This window comes from Nostoc sp. WHI, from assembly GCF_015714725.1.
Taxonomy (GTDB): Bacteria; Cyanobacteriota; Cyanobacteriia; order Cyanobacteriales; family Nostocaceae; genus Nostoc.
The window spans coordinates 1-7,593 of sequence record NZ_WBKM01000358.1 but is presented as its reverse complement, the minus strand read 5'-3'; the positions used below and the strand labels follow the sequence as shown (position 1 = coordinate 7,593).

The 7,593-nt window shown below is 41.9% G+C and carries 9 protein-coding genes; 4 read left to right on the top strand and 5 right to left on the bottom strand.

Annotated features, from left to right (window positions below):
* Positions 1 to 407 (bottom strand): transcription antitermination factor NusB (locus F8S12_RS37030; RefSeq protein WP_331001491.1); only part of this gene is annotated, 407 nt, incomplete at its 3' end.
* A gap of 343 nt (positions 408 to 750) precedes the next feature.
* Between F8S12_RS37030 and F8S12_RS37025 the strand changes: the two genes are divergently transcribed.
* The gene (locus F8S12_RS37025; RefSeq protein WP_196521315.1) at positions 751 to 915 is read left to right on the top strand and encodes a hypothetical protein; all 165 of its coding nucleotides are present in this window, start codon (positions 751 to 753) and stop codon (positions 913 to 915) included.
* On the opposite strand, the gene F8S12_RS37020 is transcribed toward F8S12_RS37025, so the two are convergent.
* The gene (locus F8S12_RS37020) at positions 901 to 2,814 is read right to left on the bottom strand and encodes a GTPase family protein (protein ID WP_196521314.1); all 1,914 of its coding nucleotides are present in this window, start codon (positions 2,812 to 2,814) and stop codon (positions 901 to 903) included. The two genes, F8S12_RS37025 and F8S12_RS37020, sit on opposite strands and share 15 nt — an antisense overlap.
* A 224-nt stretch (positions 2,815 to 3,038) precedes the next feature.
* Here F8S12_RS37020 and F8S12_RS37015 point away from each other — a divergent pair, with 224 nt between their 5' ends.
* From F8S12_RS37015 to F8S12_RS37005, 3 genes are read left to right on the top strand one after another with little or no spacing between them, the layout of a single operon-like run.
* Complete coding sequence (locus F8S12_RS37015; RefSeq protein WP_230968534.1) at positions 3,039 to 3,356, top strand: DUF433 domain-containing protein; 318 nt, start codon at positions 3,039 to 3,041, stop codon at positions 3,354 to 3,356.
* Between the two features lie 47 nt (positions 3,357 to 3,403).
* Positions 3,404 to 4,714 carry an AAA family ATPase gene (locus F8S12_RS37010; RefSeq protein ID WP_196521313.1) on the top strand — a complete coding sequence of 437 codons (1,311 nt, stop codon included), beginning with the start codon at positions 3,404 to 3,406 and terminating at the stop codon, positions 4,712 to 4,714.
* Entirely contained in the window at positions 4,699 to 5,331 is a 633-nt protein-coding gene (locus tag F8S12_RS37005) for an RloB family protein (protein ID WP_196521312.1), read from the top strand. Before F8S12_RS37010 ends, F8S12_RS37005 begins: the two co-directional genes overlap by 16 nt.
* 466 nt (positions 5,332 to 5,797) lie before the next feature.
* Here the strand turns inward: F8S12_RS37005 and F8S12_RS37000 are convergent, their stop codons facing one another.
* The 3 genes from F8S12_RS37000 to apcA form a co-directional block, all read right to left on the bottom strand.
* Positions 5,798 to 6,004, bottom strand: coding sequence for a phycobilisome linker polypeptide (locus F8S12_RS37000; protein WP_196521311.1), 207 nt, complete (start codon positions 6,002 to 6,004; stop codon positions 5,798 to 5,800).
* 222 nt (positions 6,005 to 6,226) lie between these two features.
* Positions 6,227 to 6,715, bottom strand: a complete 489-nt coding sequence (gene apcB / locus F8S12_RS36995) for an allophycocyanin subunit beta (protein WP_196521310.1) — start codon at positions 6,713 to 6,715, stop codon at positions 6,227 to 6,229.
* A 67-nt stretch (positions 6,716 to 6,782) separates the two neighbouring features.
* Positions 6,783 to 7,268: an allophycocyanin subunit alpha gene (gene apcA, locus F8S12_RS36990; protein WP_196521309.1), complete on the bottom strand. Its 486-nt coding sequence runs from the start codon at positions 7,266 to 7,268 to the stop codon at positions 6,783 to 6,785.
* Between the last annotated feature and the right edge of the window lie 325 nt (positions 7,269 to 7,593).

Here is a 7,593-nt window from a genome sequence, read left to right as displayed (position 1 = left end):
GCCTCTTTGTCCCCCTGCCCCCCTGCTATTCTCAGATACTGGCGTAATAGACCGTTAACAAAACCCGTGAGTCCAGAAAAACCGTTTTCTTTAGCGAGTTGGACGGTGGTATTAACAGCAGCCGAGGCGGGAATACGCTGTTGATAGCGGAGTTGATAAAAGCCTAGATGTAAGATGGTGCGAAGGTCTTGTGGCTGTTGGTGAGATTTCTTTTTGGCAAATTGATCAATGAGAACATCAAGGGTACGCTGCCTTCTGACGCTGCCATAAACCAATTCTGTCACTAAGCGGCGATCGCTATCAAGCAAATTAACTTTTTGCAGCACTCTGTCTAGGGCAACATCAGCATAAGCTCCCTTATGAACATCTCGCAGAGCAATAAATGCTACTTGACGGGGGTTTGTCAAATCGATGTTTTTTACGCCAATATCAGACAAAGTAATCTTACCAAAGCTTAAACAATCAATGACAATTGTAGGCGATCGCTCTAGAAGATGTTTGAAAAGTAGTCTGCTGTAATTTTAGGCACTTATCGATCCCCCCTAGCCCCCCTTAAAGAAGGCTACGGTGTACACACAAGTCTTTCCTAAAACCTCACCCTGGTTATGCTACGCAAAACCTGTCCCTCTCCTTAGCAAGGAGAGGGATGTCCGCCAGGACAGGGTGAGGTTTTCCAAGGATTTTGGGTAATTCGATGACTTGTGTGTACACCGTAGCTACTTAGATGTATCGACTGACAAATTAGATGTATTGACTGACAAATTAGATGCATCGACTCACAACTTAGATGCATCGACTGACAAATTAGATGCCTCGACTGACAAATTAGATGCCTCGACCTGCAACGTTGAAAAAGCGATCGCACACCTTAAATCAAACTCTACAACCTTAAGCGATCGCCTATCTTTTGCTTAGATAGTTTTCAAACCGTTCCCGCAGTTGTTCAACCGTCAAATTTTGAGTCCAGTACTCCACTAATGCGTGACCAAATGCCCAAGCGTTACGATCGGGTGAAGCGGAGTTTTCCAGCAATAACGGCCAGAGGGATAACAACTCAAAGTTGAGCGGTTTAGAGTTGCCTGTATTCAAGAGTGAGAAAAGCTCATATCCCATTTGGAGTTTGCCAATTACAATCGGCAACTGTTCCACAGGAATTTGCTCTGCCAGCATATAGGCTAGGGCTGGAGATCCAGTTGAGAGCGTCGAAACAAACTGAAGAACAGGACTTTTGAGCAATGCCGTTAGTCCCTGTGTTGTCGTCATCTGAAAAGTGTAATGGTCGATGATTTTGGCGGCGGCAATGGTACGGGCTTCTAGGTTACGCAAAAAGCGCGCGAGACGAAGTTGCTTGGTAGGCGCGATCGCATCTATCAATCCCAACGATAGCGCCTCTACTCCCCAAGAAATTCGATTTGTTTTACTGTCACTCGTAACCACAGGTAAAACAAGATTACAAAAGTTTCCCAACATCTGGGTACGATATTCAGTGGCTTCTCGAATTGCAACTTCTTTGGGACGATTGCCCCGTTCCCAATTATAAGGCGGCTGCCACTCGCGGATAGGACGCAGACGATCTACTTGAGTGACGATCGCGATCGCAGGTAAATCTGCAACTTCTGCTTTCATGTCTTGCAAAAAGTCCACATCCATTTGCAGGGCAGGATCGAGAGCAGGGGTAACTAACAGCAGCAAATCGGCGTTGATGGCATAATCAAGCACTAAGTTTCGCAATTCAGCACGGTTGACTTGTTCATAACCAGGTGTATCCAAAAGTGTCAAGGTTTCGCCGCTTTGAGTCTGCCATTGATAATTCTGAATGCGATCGGTACTAGGCAAAACATCAACGGCTGCCAGTTCGTCCTGAAATAGCGTGTTAATCAGGCTACTTTTTCCCGAACCTGTGCGCCCCACCAGCAGAATGTTCACGGGCTTTTGCTCAACTGCCTCGGCTGGTTGAGCTTGAGTTAGGATGTCTCGCAGTGTTTGAGTTTTTGCTTTAGATAGAGTTGGTGTAGGTGAAGATGCTGAAACTGGTAATGTGCTACCTCCGTAAAGAGCGATCGCTTGTCGGCATAAGTTTCTCAGCGCAGCTTCCCGGAATAACTGACTCAAATTCCCCAACAATTGCTGAGTTGCTTGGTTACTGTAACCTTGACTGGCTTGTTTTGCGATCGCCGCCACCGGATTTAAGAGCCACTGTGCCCAGTTCCAAACACGCCAGAATTTCCGAGCCGATGGCTCTAACTTCCGGTAGACTTCGTAGCCTTGATATGCTTGCCCAACTGTTACTTGATTGAGAACTGGTGATAACTTCTGCATCCACTGATTCATATCATCCACCGTTCCCCGAATTAGTCCGTAAGCCTGGGGGACGTAAATGTTCAACAGAGGATATTGCACTTCGGGATTGTAAATATGAGCGATCGCTACAACTAAATCTTGGCATCGCGTCCAAAAGGTTTGCCAATCTTCCCAAATGGGGCGATCGCTCTGTGCCTCTTGCAGAATCTCTTGAAGTGCGGTTTCTGCAAGCTTGGTGACATCGCTGCCCACTGGTAGCCCAACTGTATCTCCTGCTGTCGATTCCAATTCTTGCTGGACTTGGGCTAATACAGCTTCCACCTGGTTGACAGCAGGTTGAGTCCATTTAACCAACAGCCAACGCCAACCAACGAATACAAGGGTGAACACGCCCCAGATCCAACTAATACCCCACGCATGAATTTGCGAACCGGCGGCTACCAATAAGAAAGTGATGATAAAAGCGATCGGGATTGCCAACACGAACCACTGCCACAGTTTTAATCGCACCATTGCCCCATACCTGCTTTGAAATGTTGGGAAATTCGAGTTTTTGCAAAAATCACTCTTATAAAAAGTCTATCCTCTCCAATCTAGGCAAGATGTTTAGTATTGTTGGATTAGTGCTAAACTCCTAATTATTAGGGATAAATGTTTGATTTTGCTGCGAGCAGCTGAATAGATAGTTGGACATTTAGGTTTCTAGATTAGAAGAAGTTTTATATTACTTAGTTGCTATGAAAGCACAATTTAGTAAGCAGGCTATGCAAAGCGTTACCGATATTGGCACGTTGATTGTCAGCACACCGGGAACCTGTGGGGGTCGCCCTCGGATTGCGGAACACCGGATTACAGTACATAACATTGCGATCGACTTCAACGCAGGTATGAAACCGGAAGAGATAGTTGTCCAAAGACCACAACTAATGTTGGCACAAGTTTATGCAGCGCTAGCTTACTACTATGCTAACCAGCAAGTAATTGACACAGAGATTGCCGCAGAAATTGAAGAATACGACCGTTTGGAAGTGGAGATTTTTTCATCTTCACGATAAGATTTACGTGAATAAATCACAAAAAGCTGCCTTGTGCGCGTTGAATTATGCTTGTAGATTTTACGGTTGAAAACTACCGCTCAATTAAAGAACCTGTAACTCTAAGTGCAGTTGCTCAAAAACAAAGCGATCGTCAGACAAGCCAAAGCAGCAAACGCAAACGGGTAAAGTCAGATCATGAAATTGCACCTGGATATCATGTTGAAGGGTGGGACATTGAGCTTTTACCTGTTTTAGCAATTTTTGGAGCTAACGCTTCAGGCAAGAGTAATGTTATCCAAGCTTTGGATTATTTATTGCTCATGATGGCTCATGGCACACAGGAATCAGTTCCAATCCAGAGAATCTTAAAATATGCAAAACTAGATCCTTTCAAGTTAGATAGGATCTTTGCTCAAAAACCTACAAGATTTGAATTAAGAGCTTTATTCGATAATAATATCTATACTTATTCACTAGTAATTAATCAAAATAATATAATCTCAGAAAACTTAGACTATGCTTTAAACACAACTAAGCGATCGCGCCGTTTATTTTCTCGTCAATGGGATGATAATAACAAAAAATTTATATGGAAAACTGGTGATGATTTTGCTGGAGCGCATAATCAACTTCAGGATAATATTAGGGAAAATGAGTTATTTATTAGTACATTAATCAAATTAAAAGTGGATATAATTGAGTCTTTTATAAACTGGTTAAAAAATCACTGGCTTGGAATTAAGTTGGGAATCGAAGATTTATATTTAGCTGCAATTACAGATATTCAAAGTACTTCGGGGTTCAATAAAATACTTGAAGAAACATTAAATATGGTACAAAAATTCGATACAGGACTGTCCAGAATAGAGTTTAAAAAAAAATCTGATGAACAGATTGGCTACAACATATATGCTGTACATAAAACTCATGACGGTAATGAAATCCATTGGCTTTTCGATGAAGAGTCTCTTGGCACTCAGCGCTTATTTCGATTGTTATTCCGCATAGTATTATCTCTGAAAATAAGAGGATTGACAATTATTGATGAATTAGGCACAAATATTCATCCTAATATTGTAAGAAGTCTTATCAGAATATTTCAAAATTCTAAAACCAATCCCAGAAACGCTCAACTGATTTTAACAAGTCATGATAATACCTTACAAAGAAACAACTTATTACGCCGCGATCAAATTTGGTTCACGCAAAAGCGCGCTGACCAAAGTACTGAGTTGTATCCTCTGACTGATTTCCATGTGCGAAATGATTTGGCAATTGACAAAGCTTATTTAGATGGTCGTTTTGGAGCCGTTCCGTTTCTCCCATCTGAAGAGGAAATGATTTTACAGGGTGACGAGCAGTGCCAAGACAGTTAAATCGTCGTTCGCCTAGTAGAAATATTGCTCAGAAAATACTAATTGCTTGTGAAGGAAGTAAAACAGAACCAATTTATTTTAATAGTATTCGTAATGAATTGCGATCGCCAACTTTAGATATTATTATATTGCCTCATCAAAACAAAACTGATCCAACTAGCATTATTGAAAGACTCATCGAAGAGCGACAGCAGAGAAAAGATAACCAGCAGTGGACTAAAGAAGATAAAGCTTGGGCTGTTTTTGACGGAGATGAGCATATTGAAAAAAGTCTGGCAAATTGGCAAAGTACAATAAATAGAGCTAAAAGCCAAAAGATTAATCTAGCAATTACAAATCCTTGTTTTGAACTCTGGTATCTAATTCACTTTCAAGACTATTTTGCACAAATTACCCGTGATAGGTTACTTAATTTGCTCAAAAAGCATATACCAGACTATGACAAATCAATGTGCTTGTATCCAAAACCATTGAAATCGTTAACTGAACAAGCAATTGAACGTGCTGATAAAATTGCAAAGCAGATAGAACGTAATGAATTAGATGAATACTCTAATCCCTGCTGTAGTGAGTTACCCAAACTCATTAGTAGTTTATTAAGTTTAAAGAATATTTAGGGCTTGCTGAAACAGCACGCTTTTGTACTGATGTCCTCGGTGCTCCAAGGATTTTGGGCTATTCTACCCTCAAGTCTTGCACCTGAATATACTTCTTTGGTCAGATAATCTATATACTGTCAGCTTCTCTTTCTTTTTCAGCAAGCCCTACGTAGGTTGGGTTTCGTTCTTCAACCCAACACTTCCGTGACTTTGTTGGGTTTCACTTCTCTACGAGACGCACTCGCGTTCGTTCTACCCAACCTACAATTTTCTTAAGTGAACAGTATAGGACTTACGCAAAACTACACGGGGTAGGGGCAATTCATGAATTGCCCCTACCTAAAAATCAGGGTTTCAGCTATTGTTTGCGTAAGTCCTACAGTATTGTGTAATTACCGGATTTTTGTAGTATTAATTCTCAACAAAAAAGAGGTCTTTGCTGACCTCTTACCAATTCCCTAAAATAATGTTTTGTCTACAGCAATTACGACAAACCAGTATTAGCACCTTGCTTACCAGTTGCCAATTCCACCTTGATGATTTTGCCGCCTGCTTTTTGAATACGTTGCTGTTCCCGAAACCAGTTTTCGTATGGAACTAGCTTAGTGAAGTAAGTATTTTGCAGTTCGCGTTGGGTACGAATTCGGCTTTGGCTAGGAACAAGAGCAGTAATTTTAAACAAACGGGACATATTTTGAAAATCTCCTGTATATTTTGTGAAAACTTTTTTATCTCAAAATCTTGAGTGCAAATCTTTTAATCATTCCAAGGCTGGAAATCAAGCATCAATACTAGACCACCAATACTCATCACTGATAATTTACCAAGATAAGCAATATAACGTTCTAGCACTCACGATTGATTTCCAGACCTTAATAAAGCCGCACTTAAATTCTTAAGCGCAAACTAATTCTTAGCTTAAGCCAGAGGAGATATAGTCTAAGTAAACGCCCATTTCCTTACCAGCATCAGAACCAACCAAACTAGCGGTTACTTCTTTGATTGCTTGGATAGCTTGCACAGTAGCACCGACGGGAACACCTAAGGAGTTATAGGTTTCCTTCAAGCCATTTAGTACACGCTCATCCAAAATGGAAGGATCGCCAGCCAACATAGCGTAGGTGGCATAGCGGAGGTAGTAGTCCAAGTCACGGATGCAAGCAGCATAGCGACGGGTGGTGTACATGTTGCCGCCGGGACGGGTGATGTCAGAGTATAGCAAAGATTTTGCTACAGCTTCTTTGACGATCGCAGCAGCGTTAGCGCTGATGGTGCTAGCAGCACGTACCCGTAGTTCGCCAGTGGCAAAGTAGCCTTTTAGCTTGTCTAAAGCAGAAGAGTCTAGGTATTTACCTTGAACGTCTGCGGAGTTAATTACAGCGGTAATTGCGTCTTGAGCCATGTTGTTAATTCCTTATTTCCAACCGTATTGCAATACTTCTGTTTCGTGCCGAATAAACAGCTTCACCCTACAGTAGGGCACCAACTAAATAGTCGAAGTAGCCGCCAGCTTCAGCAGCATCTTCACTAGACAGCAAGGTAGCAGAGACATTCTTCAACCCACGAATACCTTCAGCAACACCATCAATAGGAGTTCCCAAGGACTTGTACATTTCGCGGACACCGATAACACCAATTTCTTCAATAGGTGTAACATCACCAGAAACGATACCGTAGGTGACAAGGCGGAGGTAGTAATCGAGGTCACGCAAACAAGTAGCGGTCAATTCTTGACCGTAAGCGTTACCACCAGGAGACACAACATCAGGACGCTTTTGGAACAGTTGATCGCCAGCTTGCTTAACCAAGCGCTCACGATTTTCTGTCAAAACTTGAGCAATCCGCAGACGGCGCTCACCGCTTGTAACAAAAGATTTTATCCGATCTAATTCACCAGGGCTGAGATAGCGTGCTTCAGCATCAGCATTCACGATAGCTTTCGTGACGATACTCATTAATGGATTCCTCCAATACAAATGAAACCAGGATTTGATTAAACTGGTACGACTTTAAATTTGGTTTACTGAGTTTGTTTTCTCGTCCTTTTAGATACAACAGTTTAATAACTGCTACGGCTAATAAATTACGATTTTGCCTGAGTCAACATAAGTACACAAGCTTTCAAACTCAGTTACCTTCCGCAAAACATTTTCCGGCATTCTGTTGAGCATTTATGACTGCTCTTAATACTTTGTAATATTGCTTTTCAGAATTCACTATTTTTAGGGGCAATCTGAGAGCAGTATTACGAAAGGTTACGAAGGGGGCAGGGGGTAGGGG

What these genes read in the sequence shown, in the direction of transcription:
- F8S12_RS37020 (WP_196521314.1), bottom strand. Translation starts at nt 2,814, where the DNA reads ATGGTGCGATTAAAACTGTGGCAGTGGTTCGTGTTGGCAATCCCGATC.
- F8S12_RS37015 (WP_230968534.1), top strand. Translation starts at nt 3,039, where the DNA reads ATGAAAGCACAATTTAGTAAGCAGGCTATGCAAAGCGTTACCGATATT.
- F8S12_RS37010 (WP_196521313.1), top strand. Translation starts at nt 3,404, where the DNA reads ATGCTTGTAGATTTTACGGTTGAAAACTACCGCTCAATTAAAGAACCT.
- F8S12_RS37000 (WP_196521311.1), bottom strand. Translation starts at nt 6,004, where the DNA reads ATGTCCCGTTTGTTTAAAATTACTGCTCTTGTTCCTAGCCAAAGCCGA.
- apcB (WP_196521310.1), bottom strand. Translation starts at nt 6,715, where the DNA reads ATGGCTCAAGACGCAATTACCGCTGTAATTAACTCCGCAGACGTTCAA.
- apcA (WP_196521309.1), bottom strand. Translation starts at nt 7,268, where the DNA reads ATGAGTATCGTCACGAAAGCTATCGTGAATGCTGATGCTGAAGCACGC.